Raw genomic sequence first — 19,873 nt, 5'->3', positions numbered from 1 at the left:
CTCTCACTTATACTTAAGGCCTGTTGTGCTCTGAAGCCCTTATCTAAACCCTTTTGATTTGGGAGCGCAAAGATATAAAACTCTTAACTGAAGCAGTAAATAAATTTCATAAAAAATTATCTGCTTGCTGAGTTAACCCTTTTCAAACTAAGTAAGCATAAAAAATCAATCTCTTAAAGAGAGTAATTCGCCTTATTTACCCCCCCGCGTTTCGGATTGGGAGTGCAAAAGTGCAGGATAAAATCATTGTTTGCAAGCAGCGAACGATATTTTTACACTTTATTACCTGTTAAATGCCCTGAATTACTGCAAGACTACTGAGGCACAATGTGTTAGGAACATGGACTATTTCAGATTATTTTAACGGATTGCTATCATCTTAATAATACAACTCAAATGAGTCTAGATGCTAGGCTTAATTAGAGTATATCATAGATGAGTGTTAAAAGAAACTCGACCGGTTGAGGCCGTTCTGAATGGACATTCAAGGTAGTGACGCAATATTCGAGTAACGAATGATAAGGACCAGTGTCTTAGAGCTTCTCACCACACTTTCGGCAAAAGCTAGCGTCATCCTCATGATCAGTAGTCTGGCAAACGTGACAGTTAACGTGTTTATAGGTTAGACGTGTTCCTAAATAGCCACATTTGTTTTGGTCAGATGCCAGTTCCAGATGCCGCAGGCCAGGGCCATGATTCGGTCGTCAAAGGAGGCTGATTTGTTGCGTAGACTTGGGTGACGCAACTCAAGCGCTTGGCTCCGCTGATGGCGTGCTCGACCTTGACGCGGCGGCGGGCCTGGGCGCGGTTGTCGGCCCGCTGGGCGGCGGTCAGGGCCGTGCCTAGGTTCTTTTTGCTGCGCCGGGGCTTGCGGTGGGGCAGACTTTCCGGGCTAAGGCCGTAGTCGGCGACGACGCCCAGGTAACCCAAATCAACCAACACCTGGCACAAGTCGAGCGAGCCCAGGTTGCGGGCAAACTCGGTGTTGAGCAGTTGATAGTCGTGCGTAGTCCCGTTGGCAGTCGGCCCCAGGTAGTGAATGTAGCGGGCCGGGTTGGCGATGAGCGTATTTTCTACGGGTGGGCCTTTTTCCCCCGAGTAGTCAGCCGGGCGGTCCGCGACGGCCCGGGCGCGCGGATACGGATGTTCGGTGGTATCGAACAAGAGCACGGGCACGTCGGCAAAGATGGCCTGCATCTGGGCCAGCGAGTCGATAGCCCGCGCTGGCAGCACGCCCAGCGTGCGCAAGGTGCGCTTCAGGGCCCTGGCTAGGCGGTGGGCGTGTTCGCAGGCTTTGGAGCGGGGCAAGCCAAACGTGGCCGCCAGCACGTCGAAGGTCAGGTAGACTTTTAAGTAGTAGAGAAGGAACAACACTTTTTGTTCCGGGCTGGCCAACACACCTTTGCGCCTACCACCGGCCCGGCGCTGGCGGGGCCGCTGCCCCGAAAAACGCGCATCCGCTTCCTGCTGGCAACCCGCCGTGAATGGGTCCGCCAGCCCACAAAAGGCATCAATACTCAAGCCCGTCAAGGCCCGCATTTGCCGGTCATCCGTAATCGCATTCACATCAAGCATTCCCAAAAATACTATTTGGGAACAAGTCTATAGAGTAAGTTCAGAGCACATTCTTATGGCGAGCACTCTATATATAAGATAGCGCCCAAACTAAGCTCGCTTATACTAATCAACTGTACCGCAAAAGCAGCACTTATACTTTAGGGCGCTTATATAATGGCACAGTGCTGCACGGCTCGCCATACATCAAGCTGGCTGCTACCGGCAGCAGCTTCTGCATGATGGCTACGTAAGCATACGTCGGCACCGGAATATTGCCACAGCCTTTCACGACCACTTTCGCATCGCGGTATTCCTCACCATCAATGGCGGCAATGGCTTCCTGAAACAACTCCTGCTCCAAGGCCTCTAAGTCGCCAAATACATACCGATGGGTATGTCCCTGAAGCTTAGTGGCCAGCAGCATATAAGCCCAAGTAGGCACAATGGCATCGGCCGAGCAGATAATAGCTACATTTTTGCCATCGTATTGGCTCCAGTCATGGGCCTTAATAAATTCGCGAAAGTCCTTTTCGCGCAGAATAAGCCCCTGAAACAGGTTGTCTTTAATATCATACACTACCCGCTCGCCGGGATGCAGCAGCAATTCCAGATTGAGCGTGGTGAGGACACTTTGTGCTACACGGTTGATGATTTCTTCCATATTACTAAGACCCAGAGGGCTTCAAATTGGTGCAAAGGTTTTCTTCAGTTACTCATCAAAAGATGACTCAGGAGAGCTACTGCATTGTTGCTACAACTCTCTACTTCACCTTTGGAGTAGTTGTATACACTTCCTTTAGATAAAAGGGCTCGTAGTACGCAACATCCCGAAACTCCTGACGCTGAAATGCCCCCCAGGCCAAAGCACCCACCGCCACCGCCAACGGCTCAATGCCAGCCAAGAAGCCAGCATTTGATTGCTCAGCTAATAGCGACTGAAGTTTGACTGCCCCATTGCCAAAGAATAACACACGGTGCCCGCCTAATTGTTCGGCCAACGCATCGGGAGTTAGCACCAAGGCTGTGGGGGGCAAAATTTCCTGACTGTCGTGGGTATATAAAGCGGTATACACTTCCATGCGGCGCGCATCCAGCATCGGGCAATAAAGGCAGGTTGCGGGGGATTCGGTATAGGCCGCCACTTGCCAGGCCAGCGCCTGTAATGTACTAACAGCCAAGAGCGGAATATCCAAGGCAAAGCACAATCCTTTGGCCGCCGCCCCACCAATGCGCAGCCCCGTGTACGAGCCGGGTCCATCGGATAAAGCCACCGCCGCAATGTCCTGAAGGGTGTGACCTGTGTTTTCCAGCAGCTGATTTATCAACACACTCAAATGCGAGGAGTGCGATTTTTCTAGTCGCAACTCCACTTGGCCTAGTAATATACCCGCTTGGTGGAGAGCCACGGAGCATACAGGAGAAGAGGTTTCGAGAGAAAGAATAAGCATAAGCCAAGGCTATTTGCGCAAAGGTACAACCGGAAATATGCCCAATGCTGACCAGTTGGAATTCACATCTTGGCCGGCACAACTACAAAAAAGCAGGCTCCTAGCGGAGCCTGCTTTTTTACGGTATACGATACTCAGGGTCTACTTACCCCCTGCTCTCTTAACCTCCGGCCGGGATTTTGCCTCTGGTGTGCCTGGCTTTAGGAGTGCCATATATCGCGCCTGGTCGTTCAACACATTCATCGCCATCAGGATATCCGGGTCGTCGTCGAAGCTGGCTTCAATCTGGCCCTTCTGAAAGTAGTAGCGCGCCACAATTTCTTGTTCCAGCAATTCCCGAATTTCGGGCTTAAAGCGGGTCAGGTCGTTACTTTTGTTGGTGGAGACCTTACGACGAATCGCTTCGATCTCGGCTTTCACGTCGTCGTAGTGCTTTTCCTCCTTTGCCCGGCTGCTTAGCTGAGCGAGGCTTTTTTCCATATCAGTGGAGTAGCTCAGATCCTTTCCGCCCAAAAACTGAATAAACTTCTGGTATTCAGCGTCAGAGATGTGAAACTCGCGGGCGGGGGGCAATGTAGGGTGAGCAGCACGGTAGCGGGTAGCATAGTCGAACAGATAATTTTTCTGCAGGAGCACGCGGGTGATATCCGCAATGGCACGCTCCTGCACTTCTACGTCGGGAGCTACGCCGCCGCCATCATATACTACGCGGCCGCTGGTCGTTTTGAAAGCGGTGCGTAAGGAATCCGGTACTTTTCCCAGCGTGCCATCGTCGGCCCGATGAGCGTAGTCGATTTCCTGAATGCAGCGGCCACTTGGAATATAGTATTTGGCCGTCGTTACTTTCAACTGAGAGTTATAGGACAACGGCCGCGTGGCTTGCACTAACCCTTTACCGAACGTCCGCTTGCCGACCAACACAGCGCGGTCGTAGTCCTGAAGCACACCCGATACGATTTCGGAGGCAGAAGCGGAGCGGTTGCTGGTTAGCACGACCACTGGCATCTGCGTATCCAGAGGCGCGTCGAGGGCCTTATAAGTCTTATTCCAGTCTGTAACCTTTCCTTTGGTGCTCACTATATCCAACCCTTTATTAACGAAGAGGTTAGATACGTTTACGGCTTCATTAAGCAAACCACCCGGGTTGTCGCGTATGTCGAACACGATTTTTTTGGCGCCCTGCTCTTTCAGCTTCATCACTGCCAAGCGAGCTTCCTTACCAGCGTCAATAGTAAATCCGGCCAGTTGGAAGTAACCAATTTCAGGTGTCAGCATCCCGTAGTACGGCACGTTTTCTACCTGAATCTTGTCACGGGTGATGTTAATTTCCACCGGCAACTCCTGCCCGTAGCGCGTCACCGACAGCTTAGCTACCGAGTTAGCCTGCCCCTTCAGCAACTTGCTGATATCGGAGTTATTCTTGGTCGCGACGTTGACTCCGTTAATAGTCAAAATCTCATCGCCGGGCAGCAAACCAGCTTTTTGGGCCGGATAGCCTTCGTAAGCAGCCTGAACCACAGTTTTTGCTCCCCGCTTTACCACTACTGCCCCAATGCCGCCGTATTGCCCGGTGGTCATGGTGCGGAAGTCCTCAATATCGTCTTCGGGAATGTAGTTGGTGTACGGGTCTAGCGACTTAAGCATGGCGTCTATGCCCGTCTTCACCATTTTTGCGGGCGTTATCTCGTCCACGTAATAGGTATTCACTTCTTTAAACAGGGTCGCGAAAATGTCGAGGTTCTTGGCAATCTCGAAATAGCGCTCATTGTCGGAGGCACTGCGGAAAGAGACGAGCAACGTGGCCCCGCCCAAAATCAGGCCGGCCAGATATTTTTTGCGCATAAAAAGGCTGAAAGCGTGGAAAACAACCTATGATACAGGCACCACCTCAACGGTGGGGGTTGCATCAGTCAGCAAACGCTCCAGCCCTGAAATTAATTTTTTTTCAACCAGCGCGAAAGGTTTTTTTTCCTTGCCCGAATAGATAATCCCCAGCAGCGCAACAGAATGCCCCCCAGGTGCCTCCAGCAAACGGTATTTATTTAAGCGGTAAGCCTCCCGCATGAGGCGCTTTAGCCGGTTGCGGTCCACGGCTCGCTTGAAGGAGCGCTTTGATACGCTCACCAGCACTTGGGGCGGAGCCGTAGTCGGGGCCAGCGCAGGCAACCACACCAACCGCAAAGGGTATAAACCAAAAGAAGAACCCCGGCCGAAAAGCTCGTCAATGAGCTTTTTGCGACACAAGTGTTCTTCTTTCGGAAATGAGTAGGAGCGCGCGCCCGGCGTCATAGAGTTGGCTGGCAGGGGCGAATCGGCGGGAGCCGTCAGCGGTTTAGCGCTTATGACGACCCTCGTCGGATACCGTCAGGCGCTTGCGGCCTTTGGCGCGGCGGGAGGCCAGCACACGGCGGCCGTTGGCGGTTTCCATGCGTGAGCGGAAACCGTGCTTGTTGCGGCGCTTGCGCTGCGAGGGTTGAAATGTTCTTTTCATCGTCTTGGAATGCTATTCGGGGATGGCCGGCAAAGGTACGGGCTTCGTTTGTAAATGCCAAACAGTATAGAAAAGTAGTATAGTCCTTATCGACTTTAAACTCTATTTAAAGCAATCTGACGCATACTTGAGCTTGCACAGAGAATTACTCCGTATACAGTTAGCTCCAGCAATCTGCCCTATTCCCGGAGCTCCGACGTACATTCCAGCCGCGAAGCACACCTGCCTTTATGATTCACTACCACGTCTCATTTGAGAATCCGCTTACTTTTTATCTGCAAATTCAGCTGACGCTAACCGTGCCGGCCGAAGCCACTAAGCCGCTGGAACTGCAGTTACCTGCCTGGCGTCCCGGTCGCTACGAGCTGCAGAACTTTGCGCAAAAAATTCAGCGCGTAGTCGTGGATGATGCAGATTCAGGCGAGGTCCTCCCCTATCGGAAAATAACCAAGGACCGCTGGCAGGTGGCGGGCGCAACTGGCCGGACGGTGCGGGTGCGCTACAACTTTTACGCCCATCAGATGGACGCGGGCGGCTCCTGGCTCGATGAGAGCCAGCTATACATGAATGGCGTGCAGTGCTTACTGTACGCTGAAGGTCGTCAGCACGAGCCTTGCGAGTTGACGCTGGAACTGCCCGAAAGCTGGCAGATTGCGTGTGGCTTGCCCCAAAAAGCCCCCCACATGCTTCAGGCTGATAGTTTTGAGCACCTCATCGAATGCCCGCTGATAGCCAGCCCTACGCTGCTGCACCACGAATATCAAGCGCAGGGCATACCGTTTCATGTCTGGGTGCAGGGCGAATGTGACCCTGATTGGCCGCGCCTGCTTCAGGATTTCGCGGCCTTCTCGGAGGAGCAGTTGAGCTTATTCGGCAGTTTTCCGGTGGCGGACTATCATTTCCTTAATCAGATACTGCCTTACGCCCATTACCACGGCGTGGAGCACACCAACTCCACGGTCATCACACTGGGACCCGCACAGCTGCTCATGACGGAGGGACTTTATAAGGAGCTGCTGGGCGTAAGCTGCCACGAGCTATTCCATACTTGGAACATCAAAAGTATCCGGCCGGTAGAGCTACTGCCGTACGATTACACGCAAGAGCAGTACTTCCGCACCTGCTACATCGCTGAAGGCATCACGACTTATTACGGCGAGTACTTACTAGCGCGTAGCGGCGTGCGCACGGCCGAACAGTATTTTCAGGAGCTTAATACGGTGCTGCGCAAGCATTATGAAGATGACGGCCGCTTCAACCTGTCGCTCGCGGATGCATCAGTAGACCTGTGGCTGGATGGCTATAAGAACGGCGTGCCCGACCGTAAAGTGTCGGTATATCATAAGGGCGCGCTGGTGGCGCTGCTCCTGGATCTGGCGTTGCGGCAGCTTTCCAAGCACCAGCGCAGCCTTGACGACGTATTGCGGCGGCTATGGCTGGAGTTTGGCCAGCCCGGCGTAGGCTATACTGAGGATGACTATATCCGCTTGGTAGAAGAAGTAGCAGGACGCCCCATGCGGCAATACTTCGACAGCTTTATCTATGGCACTGCCCCATTGGAAGAGCCCCTGACGAAGGCTTTACACTTTGTGGGCTGCACGCTCCTGCAGCAGGAGAACGTATCGGCCGCGGAAGGCGTATTTGGCTTTAAAACCATTGTCAAAAACGAGCGGACCGAAGTAACGAACATCCTCCCCCACTCGCCCGCCGCCGCCGCTCTTACCGTTGATGATGAAATAATAGCGGTGAATGGCCAGCGGGTTCAGACGAACTTACAGGTGCTGCTCAACAGCGGGGCACCTAGCTATGAAGTAACCGTGTTTCGTCAGAGTCGCTTGCTTACTGTACCGCTGGTAGCTGATCCAAGCAAGCGTTTTTGGCCAAAGATTACAATCGAAAAACGCCCTGACGCCACGCCGGAACAACAGGTAAGCTTCCGGCAGTGGCTGAAGCAGGATTTTTAATTCTGTGCTTTATATGAATTTATATCCCATTCTTCTTACACTGGGGGGCATTTCGCTGATAAGCTGCGACAGTAGTCCTCAGAAAGCTGTCAAAACCCGCGTAGAGCCGCACGAAGTGGCTGTTCAGCCGAAGGTTGTGGCACCTGCTACTTCGGCAACAGCGGCTCCGGCGGCCAGAATTTTACGCTCGGAGACCGATACATTACGGTTTCGCAATGGCAGTATAGCTCAGCTTATTCCAGCGCGTGAGGCCGAGTTTGCTCGCCTCAAGGGCATCGACACCGACACCACTGAACAGAAATATATCCAGCTGGCAGAGGGGCGCGCCCAGCGCCGCTCTGACGCATTACTTCTTACCCTAACCAATGGTCGCACCCTTACGCTAACCAATAACATAACGGACCCCGACGAGGAAAAACACGTCGTCTACCGCTTTCGGGGCCCGTTGGAAAACAGTGACTTCTGGGTGCTAGATGTCACGCGCTGGGAGTCAGGATTCGTGCTTCTTATTAATCAGCATACGGGGCGGCGCACCCGGCTTTGGGGTCGTCCGGTGTTAGCGCCCAACGGTACGCATTTGGTCACATCCAACTCTGATATGGAAGCGCACTATTCACCCAATGGCCTGCAGGTCTGGTCGTTGGAGAAAGGCATCCCGCTGTTGCGCTGGAACCGCGTGGTGAACACCTGGGGCCCGGAGGAAGTGCGTTGGCTGAACGACCAAACGCTCGTTATCCGGCAGTATTACCCTGACAGTACGCCCCAGATCAAGTATGCGCGTCTGTTGCTGCCCAAATAGCTCAAGCCATAAAAAGCCCCCCAGAACTGATCCGAGGGGCTTTTTATGGCTTGAACAGCTCTTTATTTCGCCTTTTGCTGCGTAGGATTGGGGTTGCTGCGAGGCTTGTTGATTCGCTGCGACAACACGTCGTTGAGGTTGCCACCAGGCGAATTTCCTTTTACCTGATTGCCAGACTCCGAAATCAAGTTTTGGTCGGGGTTCTGCACTTGCGTTCCGCCGCTATTAGAGCCGCCCCGCATATCTGGTGCTACGGCGCTGGAATCTTTCTGCGGCGAGTCGGAGGGCACAGATTTCTTCTTCGAAGGCTTCTTATTTTCTGCCATGGTAGTAGAGCTAAGGGTGAGAAGATTACTTCGCTCTTTTACCCAGCTTCTCTTTATTTAGTTGCTCAAAGGTAGAGGCAAGCACATAAAAAAGCCCCCCAGCCGTCGATGCTAGGGGGCTTTTTTGGGCTAAGCAGGTTTAAGCTTCTATGCTAATCGGCTCTACGTTTACCAGCTCAGCGAATTGACGCTCCCGAGCCTCAATTTCTTTTTTTGTCAAATTGATCAGGCGCTCCGTACCAAACTTTTCTACGCAGAACGAAGCCATTGCCGAGCCGTGAATAACGGCGCGCTTCATATTGTCGAAGCTTATATCGTCGGTGGCGGCCAAGTGACCGATAAACCCGCCCGCGAAGGTGTCGCCGGCACCGGTTGGGTCAAAGACTTCTTCTAGTGGCAATGCGGGAGCAAAAAACACTTTGTTCTTGCAGAACAGCAGTGCGCCGTGCTCACCCTTTTTGATAATCAAGTACTTAGGGCCCATGGCCATGATCTTGCGGGCCGCTTTCACCAGCGAGTACTCGCCGGAAAGCTGACGGGCCTCCTCATCATTGATGCTCAGCACATCCACCATCTCAATGGTAGTGAGCAGCTCTTCGAGCGCCACATCCATCCAGAAGTTCATGGTGTCCAGCACGATAAGCTTAGGCCGATTGACAAGGCGCTGAATAACCAGGCGCTGCACCTGAGGCGTCAGGTTGCCCAGCATCAGGTATTTGCAGTCCTGGTAAGAGTCGGGAATGATGGGGTCGAAATCGGCCAGCACATTCAACTCCGTCTGTAGGGTTTCGCGCGAGTTCAGGTCCGTCGAATATTTACCCGACCAGAAAAACGACTTCTCCCCTGCTTTCACTTGCAATCCTTCGGTGTCTACGCCGTGCTCTTGCAACAACAGCACATCCGACTGCGGAAAATCGTCGCCTACTACAGCCACAAGCTTTACCGGCTTTACCGAGTAAGAAGCTGACAGCGTGATATAAGTAGCCGCGCCACCGATGATTTTGTCAGTTTTGCCGAAAGGCGTTTCCAGCGCGTCGAACGCCACCGAACCGATAACTACCAGACTCATAAGAAGAGGGAATAAAAGTGATTCAAGCAGATGATTTGAAGTTGACAACGGCACAAACAAAAAAAAAGTCCCCGGAAAAACTTTCGGGGACCTTTTCAGGGTAAGCAATGGGGCTCGAACCCACGGCCTTCGGAATCACAATCCGATGCTCTAACCAGCTGAGCTATGCCTACCAGATGGGTAATGGAGGGACAAAAGTAGCGGTCTGCCGGGGTTATTCAAAAAATATGTCGGAGTTTTTTACCGACTGGTTAGCGTGCTCTGCTGATTTAGCTAGCTACCGCTAGCTGTAGCATTCCGGCTAGTAGCACATATACGACAAAAGCCGCCAGCGTAATACCCACGCAAAAGGCAACGCGTAGGCCAGTTGGCCGCTCGCTACGCATAATGCTTATATTAGCCAGCATAGCACCTACCCCACAGAGGCCACCTATCAACCCACCACCGAATATAAGAAGCATCGGGATGCAGGCCACTACATGTTCCCACGGCGCTAAGGCTTTCGCTAACAGAATTGGCTCACCATCAATATCGGCTACAGGTACGGGGTCGTAAAATCGATTTTTGAGCGTCAGTTGGCGTTCGCTGCCGTCGGGCATAGGCACCATGAAGGAGCGGATTTTACTGAATAAACCGGGTTTCGACTGTGGAGGCACCTCTTGACCATCGGCATAGAGTTTTGTTTTACCTGTCCAAGCAGAGCGCTGTATGCATAAACTGGGACTATTGGGTTCGTCAAGCAGAAAGTTTAATTGCATAGTAAGATTATTGGGTTATTCCGATGTTGGACCTAAAACTATGCCAAGCCGTACCTTTGTCTTTCGCAATTGCTTTTTTAATAATGTCCGACGTCACGCCCCAACCCACCACCTTCGCCGATTTCAAGCTCAATAAGCAGCTACTTACGGCCGTGGCTGAAGCAGGCTTTACGGAGCCTACCCCGGTTCAGCAGCAAACTATTCCGCTTCTCCTTGCCGGGCACGATGTGCTCGGTATCGCTCAGACAGGCACCGGCAAAACCGCCGCTTTTGGTTTGCCCCTGCTCATGAAGGTGAAATACGCTCAAGGTATTCATCCCCGCGCCTTGATTTTGGCCCCCACCCGCGAGCTGGCCATTCAGCTCGAAACGCATCTAAAGCGCCTGGCTACCCAAACTGACCTGCGGATTTACGCTATTTATGGCGGTTTGGGCCCCAAAACGCAGATTGAAACCTTAGCCCAGGGCGTTGATATTCTTATTGCTACGCCGGGGCGCCTATTAGAGCTTTACCTGAAGGGCGATTTGGTCTTGAAAGAGTTGAAAACCTTAGTGCTCGACGAGGCCGACAAAATGATGGATATGGGCTTTATGCCCCAGATCAGGCGTATTCTGGAAGTCATTCCGAATAAGCGGCAGAACGTGCTGTTCTCGGCCACCATGCCGGATAAGGTAGCGACACTGAGCGAGGAGTTCCTGGAGTTTCCGGTGCGGGTAGAGGTGACGCCATCCGCCACTTCCGCCCAGAACGTGAGCCAGACGATGTATCAGGTGCCTAATCTGCTCACTAAGATCAACCTGCTAGGCCATCTGGTGCGGGATGAGGAAGTGTTCAACCGCGTCATGATTTTTTGCCGCACCAAAGAGCACGCCGACAACGTGGCTCACTTTCTAGGGCGCAAAAGTACGGGTGAGGTACGAGCCATTCACGGCAATAAGGGCCAGAATGTGCGCATCAACGCGATGGAGGCTTTTCGTAATGGTGAGCTGCGCTTCCTGGTGGCGACCGATGTAGCGGCCCGTGGCATTGACGTGCCGCAGGTAAGCCATGTCATTAACTTTGATGTACCGCTGATTTACGACGACTACGTGCACCGCATTGGCCGCACGGGGCGGGCCCAGCATACGGGTGCAGCCATCACCTTCGCCAATGCTGCCGAAATGCACCACATGGGCCGCATCGCGGAGCTTATAAATCAAACTATTCCAGAGTTACCCCTACCGTCGGACGTAACGGTGGCCGCTACCGCCTTTGATGAGCAGCAAGGCATGGATCGGGAGATTGACGAGCGTCGTCGCCGCCTCGATCCGAACTACCAGGGGGCATTCCACGAGAAGAAGGTTCCGCTGCAAAAGGATATCGATAAGCGCACTGGTTTGCCTTATGTAGAAGGCCCGAACCGTAGCGTAAAGGGGCGCAAGGCAAATCCGTCGAAGGGACGGTCGTCGTCGCCGGCGAAGAAAGCAATAGCGAAGGCCCGCAATCGTCGCAAATAAAGTTGGGGGCTACCCGCCAGCTTACTCACTGCACGCCATCAGGCGGTAGCCCGCCCGCACAGTCTCTTCGCACAGCGGTAAATACACTCTGACACCTAAAGCATTGGTGTGCAGAAAAACCATTACAGGGGCGGCAGACGACCGTTCGTGTATGGTTGAAGAACGGCCTTGCAGGATAAAGGATTGGGGTTTCATAGCAGCGACGATTAGGGAGATGGAAGGCAGAATAAAGAACGATTAATAACTAGAGCCGTATAATTAAAAGCTATTCAACCGTCTTTAGCACAAATATTTATAACTTACTTCACATCAAAGCAACACTATACTGCTCGCATAGGCAATACCCAGATCTGGGTATTTTTTCCTTAGTTTTTACGTAGTTACAGCACACACTCGCCGTCAATGATGAAAAATGGGCAGGTGGCTGAATTTGATGGTCATAAAGGTGAGGGCAACGCCCCAGAGAGCCGCGCTCCACAGCATATGCAGCAGAATGCGGGAGCGGGGCACATGCAGCTGGGTAGCAATGACGGTACCACCGATGGGACTGAACAGAATAGGCGTCAGAAAAGCAATACCGGGCATCCCGAAGCGGCGAAAAATGCGCACGATACGGCGGCTCTGTTTGCTGAAGATAGGTTTGCCCTTGCGCTGCCGCCGCTGCCGAATGTGCAGCGCCCAAGCGCGGCCCACGCCCGATACGATTAATACGCTGGTCATCATGCCAGCTACGGTCAGCCCCCAGGTGAGAGCGAAAGACAAACCCGCCGCTGTACCCGCAATCGGGCCCGCAAAGAACTTAAGAGTGCTCAGCAGGTAAACGGACGCATATTGAGCCAATTCTTTGGCAAGATGAGGTAACACGAGTAAGAGGCAGTTACAGCTTGAATGACAGAAACAGCCAACAGCTTCAGGTGTAAAGATAGCACGAAGCCCGTGTCGTCCTTGGTTCCGTATACGCTGGCAGATTGCATGCCGTCTTAGTAAAGCTGTATTCTCATAAATACTCTCTTACTTACAATTTGCTCCCGTACGATAAGTCCCCGGCGTCGCCGAGGCCAGGCATAATGTAAGCTTGGGCATTCAGGCATTCATCAATGGCAGCAACCCAAAGCGTGGCCTCCGGAATTTCGCGGGTTACATAGGCTACGCCCTCGGGGCTGGCTATAACGGCCGCAATGTGCACTTGCCGGGGCGTGCCGAAGCGCAGCATTGCCCGATAGGTGAGTACCAGCGACTTACCCGTAGCCAGCATCGGGTCGGCCAAAATAAGGACCCGCTCATCCAGGGAAGGGGCCGCCAGATAATCGACCTGCACTTGCACCTGCGACGTGCCCTCAATGCGGTAAGCAGCGGCAAAAGCGCTGGGCGATTGGTCGAAGTAATTGAGAAAGCCCTGATGAAACGGCAGGCCCGCCCGCAATACGGTAGCCAGCACCGGAAAGTCGCGGAGCTGCTGACTATTGGCAGTACCCAGGGGCGTTTGCACGGCCTTGTCGGTATAGCTGAGTAAAGAGCTGATGCGATAGGCAATGATTTCGCCCAGGCGCTGGAGGTTACGCCGAAAGCGCAGACTATCACGCTGTATCTCTACATCGCGTAGCTCGGCCAGGAAATGATTGGCGATGGAGGGCTCGGCGCACACGATGTGCACGCGGTCGGAAAGGTCGGAAGTGGCTTCGGGTGTGGAGTTTAGCGCATCCATTGCAGATACCAGGGTTGGCGGGTTTGAGTGAGCGCCACGTAAGGCACGGGCGTAGCGCCGAAGTTGGCGAAAAAACGGGCAATAGAAGGAATCATTCCGCCTTCAAAATCGAGAACCAAGCCGGGCGAGCCCGCATAGCGTTGAATTATATGGTCGAGCAGCAACAGCGGGGCTCCCGCTTTTTTGCCCCCCGGCGAGGCAGCGGCAAATAAATAAATAATAATATGCGCGTGGCGAACGAATAATGCCCCGGCCAATAGCTCTCCGGTGTCAGGCGCCCGCACCTCCAGTGCCAGCAATCGGCTGTGCATCTGCAAGGCTTCTACCAACGTCTGCAAGCTTTGATATTCCTGGTTCTTTAACCCAACAGCAGCTTTCTCCTTTTTGAACAACTTAATAACAGCCGCGGCCGACATAGTTTCGGTGACTACCAAAGGCTGAAGTTGCTCCTGATTACGACTGAGGCGGCGGCAGTAATCGGGGGCGTAAGCGGCAAATAAGGTGGCATAAACGGGCGCCAAGCTCAACTGGTAAGTTTGACGCTGTACAAGTTTGAAGGCAGGTGGCGCGGCGACCAGCTGGTTCTGGGTGCTCAATTGCAGATACAGGTGAGCAAAACGACCCGCGGGCAGCAAAGCCAGATAGTCGAGCACGTTGCGCTGGCGGCTGGCGGCGGTGGTTATCAGGCCAAGCTGCTGGGTAAAAGGCGGCTGGTACACGTCACGGCCCCAAGGCCTCGTCTTTATTGGCAGGGGAAATATGGAGGCATAAGCGCCCGTATTGTCGTTTATCTCCACCACCGCATCCCAACGGCCGGCAGTGGCTCCCAACCACCAGGCATAGGCATATGGTAAGGCTTCGGGCGCTGCCGCCATGCAGGCTTCCCAAGCGGACAGATCAAGTTCAGAATGACGGAGATAGCGGAGCGGCAAGGGTACGGTTGAAAGTTACGAAGCTTAGTACGGCAACCTGGAGCAAAAGGAACATGATACCGGGGGGCTATTTTAGGGCGAAAACTTTCAGTAAACCAGCCTGGTCATCTTTTAACCAGGGAAGCCAGACCGATTTTCGCGCTCAACCTAATTTGCCCCCCAAGTGTGTAGTTTTGTACAGCCGGGTGCCTCAGTGGTCGTTTGGTCCTACTAAGTAGTATGAGAAAATCATTATTGCTGCTCACAGTGCTGAGCTTACTGGCCGGGCAGGCCGTCGCCCAGGTAAATACAGCTGGCCCCACTTATCTAAAATACGACACGCTGAGCACCAAGCCGGCTGTTTCGGCTCAGCCCCAAAGCGATGCACAGGGCCCCACTTACGTTCCGCTCGACAGCGATGTATATCGGCTGATTGACCGTTATGCTATCCTTTTCGGCCCCGATTCGCTCAACGATCCGCACACCTCCGTGCGACCCTATACCCGCGCCGGCGTAGCCCGGCTGGCTGAGCGCATACGCCGCGACAGCTCTACCGTAGGGCTCTCCCGCGCCGACCGCTTCAACGCCGATTATCTGCTGCGCGACAACTGGCAGTATACCAAGCTCGATGGCCCCGCCAATGCCACGCAACAGCCCGTCCTGAAGTATTTCTACCAGAATCAGGCCGATGTATTCCACGTCGAGACGCCCAACTTCACCTTGCGCGTCAATCCGGTGGCCCACCTGGAAGTGGGCCGCGACACGGACAGTGATGGCTCGCGCTTTGTCAATACCCGCGGTATTCAGGTAGAAGGCACCATTGATGAGCGGCTCGGATTCTACACCTTCCTGACCGACAATCAGATGGCCGTACCACAATACGTGCAGGAACGCGTACAGCGCGATACCATCGTGCCACACGAGGGCTACTGGAAGTTCTTCAAGAACAAGCCTGACCAATACGACTTCATCAATGCGCGGGGGTATATCACGTACGCCGCTACCAAGCACATTAACGTGCAGCTTGGCCACGACCGCAATTTTATTGGCAATGGCTACCGCTCCCTGATTTTGTCGGATTACAGCGCACCGTATCTGTTTTTGAAGCTGAATACGCGCATCTGGAAATTCAATTACCAAAACCTGTTCGCAGAGCTGACCGCCGACCGTCGGGAATCGGATCAGGTATTTCCAAAGAAATACTTCGCTCTGCATCACTTGAGCTTCGACGTAACGCCAACCTTCAATGTAGGCCTGTTCGAATCGGTTGTTTTTGCCCGTGGCAAGGGGCGGTTTGAGCTGCAATACCTTAACCCTATTATTTTCTATCGGGCAATTGAGCAAGCAGCTGGCTCGGAGGATAACGCTATCCTAGGCCTCGATTTTAAGTGGAATATCCTGCACCGTGGCCAGCTGTACGGGCAGTTGGTGCTGGATGAGTTCGTGCTTGGGCAGGTGCGCTCCGGTGAGGGTTGGTGGGCCAATAAACAAGCCTTTCAGCTTGGGGCTAAATACCTAGATGTGGCCGGTATCCGCAATCTTGACTTTCAGGCGGAGGTCAACTACATCCGTCCTTACACTTATCAGCACGAGGACCGCTTCCGTAACTACCAGCACTACCAACAGCCCCTGGCGCACCCGATGGGGGCCAATTTGTACGAGGTACTGGGCATTATGAGCTATCAGCCGCTGCCGCGTCTGAACGTGGTGGCCAAAACCATTTTTACTACCCAGGGCCGCGACACGGCCGGCACCAACTTCGGCACCAACGTATTATACGACTACAACTCACGGGCCCAGGAGTTTGGCAATGTTACGGGCCAAGGCATAAACACCCGCTATTTCCACGGCGACCTGACGGCTTCCTACCAGATCAAGCATAACCTCTGGATTGACGCCAAGCAGATCGTGCGCCGCCAGACCAGCCGTGAGATGCCTAGCCTGAACAATACGGCTGCTATTACGTCACTGGCCGTGCGCTGGAATATCGCGCAGCGTCTGCACGAGTTTTAAACGGAATATAGCGCGACCCAAAGGACGGCAAAGCCAACTTTCAGTTCGCGTATCATTAAAAAGGTTGCCGGGGGGCTTTTTGCAATGATATCCAACGACTGCAACGATACGCGAACTGAAAGTTGGCGCTATATTTCAACGCCCCAGCCGGAGCCTGGCAAACAATGACCCACCACTACGATGTCGTTATTCTCGGGGCCGGGCCGGCGGGCACGGCTTGCGCGTTGGCGTTGCAGCATAGTGGTCTGCGTGTGGCCTTGGTTGATAAAGACCAGTTTCCACGCGATAAAGTATGCGGCGATGCTATTCCTGGCTTAGCGCTCAAAGCCATTCGTCAACTCTCGCCCACTCTATATGAGGAGTTGTACGCGCTGCCGCAGAAAGCCGAAACCCGCGACAGTAGGTTATTTGCCCCCGACGGGGGCGACATTCGGGTGCGGTGGCAAATTCAAACCTTCAACAGTCCCCGTCTGCACTTCGATGCACGGCTGCTGGAGATGGTGCAAGCCCACACCACCACGCAGGTTCAACTCGATTTTTCAGTCAAAGACATTCACATTACCGCTGAGCAGGTTACGCTGCTGCCTGCTAACGGCCAGGCGCCGCTCACCTGTCAGCTACTCATTGGCTGCGACGGTGCCAACTCGGTAGCGGCCCGTAAGCTTACCCAACGCCCTCTGGACCGTGCCCACCAGTGCGTGGCCGTACGCGCCTACTTCCAGGGCCTCATTGATACCGACGAAACCACCACTGAGTTTTATTTCCTGCGCGAGTATCTGGCCGGCTACTTCTGGATTTTCCCGGTGGGCGACGGCGTCTATAACGTCGGCTTCGGCATGCTTTCATCCGATGTGGCGGCCCAGAAGCTGGATTTAAAAAAAGTACTGCTGGCCATCACCCGCGAGCACCCGCAAGTCGCCAAGCGCTTTGCCCAGGCCAGCCAGCTAAGCAAAGTGAGCGGCTTTGGGCTGCCGCTGGGGGGCAAATCCCGGCCTATTAGTGGCACCCGTTTTCTGCTCTGCGGCGACGCGGCCTCCCTTATCGACCCCCTGCAAGGCCACGGCATCGACACCGCTATTCAAAGCGGCATATTAGCGGCCAGGCAAGCCATGCGCTGCTTCGAACAGCAGGATTTCAGCGCGGCGCAAATGCGCTGGTACGAGCAAGCCGTGTATCAGCAGATAGGCAAAAAGCTGGCCCGCAGCTACCGGCTGATGCGCTTTATTTCTACCAAGCCCTGGCTGGTAAATGCGGGCTTTGGGCTGGCACGCCATGCGTGGGTGAAGAAATGGCTGCTGAAAGTGGTAGGATAAGGGCCTAGTGATACGGGCTATGCTAATGCCTTACCTTTGCGGCCTCCATGAAAACTTACCTCCGCATTCTGGGCTATGCGCGGCCATTCGCCGATTTCGTGCCCCTGTATTTTCTGTATACGGTGCTGGGCATCATATTCGGACTCTGCAACTTCACGCTGGTTATTCCCCTGCTCAACGTGCTTTTTGGCACCACGGAGCAGCATACCGTTGCCATCTCTGCCGCGCCGCCGGACTTCGCGCTGTCAATCGACTACATCAAGACGATGTTCGATTACTACTTTACCCAGGTAACCGCTGCCCGAGGTAAGCTGGGCGCGCTGAGCTTTGTGTGTCTTATTCTGATTGTGTCGGTTTTTCTGAGCAATCTGTTCCGGTATCTGGGCTTGCGCATTATTGCCCGCGTTCGGGCCCGCGTGATCCGCAATATGCGCCACGCTTTGTACGAGCGCATCACCCAGCTGCAGCTCGGCTACTTTTCGGGCGAGCGTAAGGGCGACCTGATGTCGCGCCTCACCAACGACGTGCAGGAAGTCGAAGGCTCGGTGGTAAACACGCTGACCGGTGTCATTCGCGACCCGCTGTTTATCGTGGCTTACTTCGTACTGCTGCTGTATATGTCATTGAAGCTCACGCTGTTTACCCTGCTTATTCTGCCGGTGTCGGGCTTGCTGATTTCGGGCATTTCCAAGCGGCTGAAGCGGCAGGCTCACCAGAGTCAGGAGTCGCTGGGCACCATGCTTTCGGTGATTGACGAGACGCTGGGGGGCATTCGGGTTATCAAGGCCTTCAATGCCCAACCATACATTATGGGCAAGTTTCGGGCGCAGAACAACAAGTACGCGCGCACCCTGCGGGCCATGGCCAACTCCCGGGATTTGTCTTCTCCTATCTCAGAGTTTCTGGGCGTGGGCGTAGTAGCTGGCCTGCTTTTTTACGGCGGCACGCTGGTGCTCTCGGGCGAATCAGAGCTGACCGCGTCGGACTTTATTGGCTATCTGATTCTGTTTTCCCAAGTTTTAGTGCCGGTGAAGGCGCTGGGTGGCGCTTTCAGCTATATTCAGCGGGGCCTGGTAGCCGGCGAGCGAATTCTGAAAGTAGTAGACACAGAGCCCATCATCCGCGACCAGCCCAACGCGCATGTACTTCCTCCTTTCGAGCACCAGATCGAGCTGCGCGACTTGCAGTTCAGCTACGGCGACCAGCCCGTTCTGAGCAACATCAACCTCCTAATCCCTAAAGGCAAAACCGTGGCGCTGGTCGGTCCGTCGGGCAGCGGCAAATCAACGCTAGCCGATCTGCTGCCGCGCTTCTACGACCCTACCGGGGGGCAAATTCTGATCGACGGCCACGACGTGCGCGACTGCACTATCCATTCCGTGCGCGAACAAATGGGCATCGTGACCCAGGAAAGCATTCTTTTTAACGATACTATTTTTAATAATATACGCTTCAACACGGAGGCCACGGAAGCGCAGGTAGTAGAGGCCGCCAAAATTGCCAACGCCCACGAGTTCATTCAGCAAACCCCCGAAGGCTACCACACCTTTATCGGCGACCGAGGCTCGCGCCTCTCGGGCGGGCAGCGGCAGCGCATCAGCATTGCCCGCGCTATTCTGCGCAATCCGCCGATTCTGATACTGGACGAAGCTACTTCTGCCCTCGATACCGAATCGGAAAAGCTGGTACAGGAAGCCCTGACGCGACTAATGCACAGTCGTACCTCACTGGTTATTGCTCACCGCTTGAGCACTGTGCAGCATGCCGACGAAATTGTGGTGCTGCAAAACGGCCGTATTGTGGAGCGCGGCACCCACGAAGAACTGCTGGTGAGGGCCGGCGGCCTGTATCAGCGCTTGAATAGCATGCAAACTAACGGTATACTGATATAGAATTGGGGCGAAAAGAAATAGGTAGCGTTGAGTTGCGCTTTGCTTAAAAAGCCCCCCAGGCCTTGGAAAAAGCACCTAAATTCAACCGTGTAAGGCTTGGATGCGTTTAGCAGGATGGTGCCAGGGTTGCA

General features: G+C 54.0%; 18 protein-coding genes and 1 tRNA gene. 6 read left to right on the top strand and 13 right to left on the bottom strand.

Annotation, left to right across the window (positions count from 1 at the left end; all coding sequences use genetic code 11):
- Positions 1-657: 657 nt before the first annotated feature.
- The 6 genes from B9A24_RS04870 to rpmH all read right to left on the bottom strand — a co-directional run bounded on the left by B9A24_RS04870 (position 658) and on the right by rpmH (position 5,496).
- On the bottom strand, positions 658-1,575 hold the full coding sequence (locus B9A24_RS04870) for a transposase family protein (RefSeq protein ID WP_084444049.1): 918 nt from the start codon (positions 1,573-1,575) through the stop codon (positions 658-660).
- A gap of 133 nt (positions 1,576-1,708) precedes the next feature.
- Positions 1,709-2,218: a DUF2480 family protein gene (locus tag B9A24_RS04865; RefSeq protein WP_084444048.1), complete on the bottom strand. Its 510-nt coding sequence runs from the start codon at positions 2,216-2,218 to the stop codon at positions 1,709-1,711.
- Between the two features lie 100 nt (positions 2,219-2,318).
- Entirely contained in the window at positions 2,319-3,005 is a 687-nt protein-coding gene (gene tsaB / locus B9A24_RS04860) for a tRNA (adenosine(37)-N6)-threonylcarbamoyltransferase complex dimerization subunit type 1 TsaB (protein WP_084444047.1), read from the bottom strand.
- 141 nt (positions 3,006-3,146) lie between these two features.
- Positions 3,147-4,847 (bottom strand): S41 family peptidase, encoded by a 1,701-nt coding sequence (locus B9A24_RS04855; RefSeq protein WP_084444046.1) that lies wholly within the window; start codon positions 4,845-4,847, stop codon positions 3,147-3,149.
- A gap of 27 nt (positions 4,848-4,874) precedes the next feature.
- The gene (locus B9A24_RS04850) at positions 4,875-5,294 is read right to left on the bottom strand and encodes a ribonuclease P protein component (RefSeq protein ID WP_084444045.1); all 420 of its coding nucleotides are present in this window, start codon (positions 5,292-5,294) and stop codon (positions 4,875-4,877) included.
- A gap of 43 nt (positions 5,295-5,337) precedes the next feature.
- Positions 5,338-5,496, bottom strand: a complete 159-nt coding sequence (rpmH, locus tag B9A24_RS04845; RefSeq protein WP_084444044.1) for a 50S ribosomal protein L34 — start codon at positions 5,494-5,496, stop codon at positions 5,338-5,340.
- 230 nt (positions 5,497-5,726) lie between these two features.
- Here rpmH and B9A24_RS04840 point away from each other — a divergent pair, with 230 nt between their 5' ends.
- Together B9A24_RS04840 and B9A24_RS04835 are read left to right on the top strand one after the other, a co-directional pair.
- Positions 5,727-7,460, top strand: a complete 1,734-nt coding sequence (locus B9A24_RS04840) for a M61 family metallopeptidase (protein WP_084444043.1) — start codon at positions 5,727-5,729, stop codon at positions 7,458-7,460.
- Between the two features lie 13 nt (positions 7,461-7,473).
- Positions 7,474-8,259 carry a hypothetical protein gene (locus B9A24_RS04835; RefSeq protein ID WP_084444042.1) on the top strand — a complete coding sequence of 262 codons (786 nt, stop codon included), beginning with the start codon at positions 7,474-7,476 and terminating at the stop codon, positions 8,257-8,259.
- A 62-nt stretch (positions 8,260-8,321) separates the two neighbouring features.
- Here B9A24_RS04835 and B9A24_RS04830 read toward each other — a convergent pair whose 3' ends face one another.
- The 4 genes from B9A24_RS04830 to B9A24_RS04815 all read right to left on the bottom strand — a co-directional run bounded on the left by B9A24_RS04830 (position 8,322) and on the right by B9A24_RS04815 (position 10,262).
- Entirely contained in the window at positions 8,322-8,585 is a 264-nt protein-coding gene (locus B9A24_RS04830; RefSeq protein ID WP_084444041.1) for a hypothetical protein, read from the bottom strand.
- A 139-nt stretch (positions 8,586-8,724) separates the two neighbouring features.
- Complete coding sequence (locus B9A24_RS04825; RefSeq protein ID WP_084444040.1) at positions 8,725-9,654, bottom strand: PfkB family carbohydrate kinase; 930 nt, start codon at positions 9,652-9,654, stop codon at positions 8,725-8,727.
- A gap of 99 nt (positions 9,655-9,753) precedes the next feature.
- Positions 9,754-9,827 (bottom strand) — tRNA-His (locus tag B9A24_RS04820).
- Between the two features lie 96 nt (positions 9,828-9,923).
- Complete coding sequence (locus tag B9A24_RS04815; protein WP_143434759.1) at positions 9,924-10,262, bottom strand: hypothetical protein; 339 nt, start codon at positions 10,260-10,262, stop codon at positions 9,924-9,926.
- A gap of 233 nt (positions 10,263-10,495) precedes the next feature.
- Here B9A24_RS04815 and B9A24_RS04810 point away from each other — a divergent pair, with 233 nt between their 5' ends.
- The gene (locus B9A24_RS04810) at positions 10,496-11,908 is read left to right on the top strand and encodes a DEAD/DEAH box helicase (RefSeq protein ID WP_084444038.1); all 1,413 of its coding nucleotides are present in this window, start codon (positions 10,496-10,498) and stop codon (positions 11,906-11,908) included.
- Between the two features lie 399 nt (positions 11,909-12,307).
- On the opposite strand, the gene B9A24_RS04805 is transcribed toward B9A24_RS04810, so the two are convergent.
- From B9A24_RS04805 to B9A24_RS04795, 3 genes are all read right to left on the bottom strand, one after another.
- A complete protein-coding gene (locus B9A24_RS04805; RefSeq protein ID WP_234996991.1) occupies positions 12,308-12,772 on the bottom strand; it encodes a hypothetical protein in 465 nt (154 codons plus the stop codon).
- A gap of 151 nt (positions 12,773-12,923) precedes the next feature.
- Entirely contained in the window at positions 12,924-13,613 is a 690-nt protein-coding gene (gene upp / locus B9A24_RS04800; protein ID WP_084444036.1) for a uracil phosphoribosyltransferase, read from the bottom strand.
- Positions 13,601-14,545 carry a GNAT family N-acetyltransferase gene (locus tag B9A24_RS04795; RefSeq protein WP_143434758.1) on the bottom strand — a complete coding sequence of 315 codons (945 nt, stop codon included), beginning with the start codon at positions 14,543-14,545 and terminating at the stop codon, positions 13,601-13,603. The genes upp and B9A24_RS04795 overlap by 13 nt, the downstream gene beginning before the upstream one ends.
- A 219-nt stretch (positions 14,546-14,764) precedes the next feature.
- On the opposite strand from B9A24_RS04795, the gene B9A24_RS04790 reads away from it, so the two are divergent.
- The 3 genes from B9A24_RS04790 (at position 14,765) to B9A24_RS04780 (ending at position 19,742) form a co-directional block, all read left to right on the top strand.
- Positions 14,765-16,537: a capsule assembly Wzi family protein gene (locus B9A24_RS04790; protein WP_143434757.1), complete on the top strand. Its 1,773-nt coding sequence runs from the start codon at positions 14,765-14,767 to the stop codon at positions 16,535-16,537.
- 164 nt (positions 16,538-16,701) lie between these two features.
- Entirely contained in the window at positions 16,702-17,850 is a 1,149-nt protein-coding gene (locus tag B9A24_RS04785; RefSeq protein WP_084444034.1) for an NAD(P)/FAD-dependent oxidoreductase, read from the top strand.
- A 47-nt stretch (positions 17,851-17,897) separates the two neighbouring features.
- Positions 17,898-19,742 carry an ABC transporter ATP-binding protein gene (locus tag B9A24_RS04780; RefSeq protein ID WP_084444033.1) on the top strand — a complete coding sequence of 615 codons (1,845 nt, stop codon included), beginning with the start codon at positions 17,898-17,900 and terminating at the stop codon, positions 19,740-19,742.
- Positions 19,743-19,873: the final 131 nt, after the last annotated feature.

Source organism: Hymenobacter roseosalivarius DSM 11622 (assembly GCF_900176135.1).
In the GTDB taxonomy this organism is placed as follows: domain Bacteria; phylum Bacteroidota; class Bacteroidia; order Cytophagales; family Hymenobacteraceae; genus Hymenobacter; species Hymenobacter roseosalivarius.
This window is presented reverse-complemented; position numbering and strand designations above follow the sequence as displayed.

Bases quoted from the DNA above. Each gene is read 5' to 3' on its own strand.
- rpmH (WP_084444044.1), bottom strand. From the start codon at position 5,496: ATGAAAAGAACATTTCAACCCTCGCAGCGCAAGCGCCGCAACAAGCAC.
- B9A24_RS04815 (WP_143434759.1), bottom strand. From the start codon at position 10,262: ATGGTGCCTATGCCCGACGGCAGCGAACGCCAACTGACGCTCAAAAAT.
- B9A24_RS04840 (WP_084444043.1), top strand. From the start codon at position 5,727: ATGATTCACTACCACGTCTCATTTGAGAATCCGCTTACTTTTTATCTG.
- B9A24_RS04870 (WP_084444049.1), bottom strand. From the start codon at position 1,575: ATGCTTGATGTGAATGCGATTACGGATGACCGGCAAATGCGGGCCTTG.
- tsaB (WP_084444047.1), bottom strand. From the start codon at position 3,005: ATGCTTATTCTTTCTCTCGAAACCTCTTCTCCTGTATGCTCCGTGGCT.
- B9A24_RS04850 (WP_084444045.1), bottom strand. From the start codon at position 5,294: ATGACGCCGGGCGCGCGCTCCTACTCATTTCCGAAAGAAGAACACTTG.
- B9A24_RS04780 (WP_084444033.1), top strand. From the start codon at position 17,898: ATGAAAACTTACCTCCGCATTCTGGGCTATGCGCGGCCATTCGCCGAT.
- B9A24_RS04825 (WP_084444040.1), bottom strand. From the start codon at position 9,654: ATGAGTCTGGTAGTTATCGGTTCGGTGGCGTTCGACGCGCTGGAAACG.
- upp (WP_084444036.1), bottom strand. From the start codon at position 13,613: ATGGATGCGCTAAACTCCACACCCGAAGCCACTTCCGACCTTTCCGAC.
- B9A24_RS04835 (WP_084444042.1), top strand. From the start codon at position 7,474: ATGAATTTATATCCCATTCTTCTTACACTGGGGGGCATTTCGCTGATA.
- B9A24_RS04830 (WP_084444041.1), bottom strand. From the start codon at position 8,585: ATGGCAGAAAATAAGAAGCCTTCGAAGAAGAAATCTGTGCCCTCCGAC.
- B9A24_RS04785 (WP_084444034.1), top strand. From the start codon at position 16,702: ATGACCCACCACTACGATGTCGTTATTCTCGGGGCCGGGCCGGCGGGC.
- B9A24_RS04810 (WP_084444038.1), top strand. From the start codon at position 10,496: ATGTCCGACGTCACGCCCCAACCCACCACCTTCGCCGATTTCAAGCTC.
- B9A24_RS04790 (WP_143434757.1), top strand. From the start codon at position 14,765: ATGAGAAAATCATTATTGCTGCTCACAGTGCTGAGCTTACTGGCCGGG.
- B9A24_RS04865 (WP_084444048.1), bottom strand. From the start codon at position 2,218: ATGGAAGAAATCATCAACCGTGTAGCACAAAGTGTCCTCACCACGCTC.
- B9A24_RS04855 (WP_084444046.1), bottom strand. From the start codon at position 4,847: ATGCGCAAAAAATATCTGGCCGGCCTGATTTTGGGCGGGGCCACGTTG.